Source organism: Streptomyces sp. NPDC031274, assembly GCF_055570235.1.
Genome location: NZ_JBVIHP010000270.1, coordinates 1 through 1,322, shown reverse-complemented (window position 1 = coordinate 1,322; position 1,322 = coordinate 1). Strand labels below are relative to the sequence as shown.

2 protein-coding genes are annotated in these 1,322 nt (G+C 64.8%); both read left to right on the top strand.

Going from position 1 to position 1,322, the window contains the following annotated elements; genetic code table 11:
* The first annotated feature begins 435 nt into the window (after positions 1-435).
* The gene (locus ACZ5CR_RS45575; RefSeq protein ID WP_468869680.1) at positions 436-681 is read left to right on the top strand and encodes a phosphopantetheine-binding protein; all 246 of its coding nucleotides are present in this window, start codon (positions 436-438) and stop codon (positions 679-681) included.
* A gap of 106 nt (positions 682-787) precedes the next feature.
* Positions 788-1,322 (top strand): NDP-hexose 2,3-dehydratase family protein (locus tag ACZ5CR_RS45570; RefSeq protein WP_468869677.1); only part of this gene is annotated, 535 nt, incomplete at its 3' end.

Below are 1,322 nucleotides of genomic sequence, written 5' to 3'. Positions count from 1 at the left end.
CATGGCACGACCACGCCCCGAAGGTGAGGGCGTCGAACTCGCCTTTGTACTCATGGTTGTCCACGACGGACAACTCGGAATCCAGGTCGTACGAGTCGATGGGCAGCACGGTGAGCCGTTGCGATTTCAGCAAGGAAATCCCCTTCAACGCATGATGGCCGGAATCGCTATAACGCATATGGCCGTTACTTCAAGCCGTCACCGTAATTCCCCCGGGATCCCGTGGCAATGGCCACGTGGCCGACGGGCCCCCGGCCCCGCCCCCACTATGCCGACAGCACGGTGAACGGTGACATCGGCCGTGCGGCCGGGGCAGGATCGGAGCAGTCACTCCTGTCCCGTCGGCGAGACAACCGGTGCGTGGCAACGCGTTCGAGCCGTCTCACCGTCGGGACTGAGGTAAGGGCAAACCTGGCAATGGAGTTGAGACTTCCGGTGTCACTCGTGCATGAGATCTCGGGGCTGTGGGGCGAATACCTCAGCTGCGACACGGTCGGGTCTAATGACGACTTCTTCGCACTCGGCGGCAATTCACTGATCGGGATAAAGATCATCGAACGAGTGTCCCAGGAGTACGGCGTCGAACTGTCCGTTCGCGCCTTCTACTTGGCACAGACCCCGGCTCGGGTTGCCGAGCTGATCGAGCACGAACTGACCGAGCAGGGGAGGACGCGGGCGTGAGTTCGACGCCAAGGACGCCCCTCTCCCACCGTCACCCGGGCTCCGGCGCCCGGGTAAGTGCGGAAGAAGGCGGGATTTGAGGGAACAGGCGGCGTCAGGAGGACCGATGAGCACTCTGCCCGCCGCGCAGACATCCTCCGTACCCCCAGAGCCAAGCCGTGCGGAGGTGGCGTCCAGGCTCGCCTTGTCGGCACGCACGGCGCCGGGACTCGCGGCATTCGAGCACGTCCTGAGGGAGACGCGCGAACGCGTCTACACCGTCACCGAGACAGTGCCGCTGGACCGGCTGACCGGCTGGCGCTTCGACGAGAACACCGGCTTCATCGCCCACGAGAGCGGCCGCTACTTCTCCGTCGAAGGCCTCCAGGTGGATACGCAGAGCCCACCGGCGGGGTGGGGACAGCCCATCATCAACCAGCCCGAGACCGGCATCCTGGGATTCCTCGTCAAGAAGTCCGACGGGATCCTGCGCTTCCTCACGCAACTCAAGGCGGAGCCGGGAAATCGCAATGGCCTCCAGCTCTCCCCCACCGTTCAGGCGACCAAGAGCAACTACACGGGCGTCCACGGCGGGCGGCACGTGCCGTATCTGGAGTACTTCCAGGACCCCGCGCGGCGACGGGTCATCGCCGATGTACGAC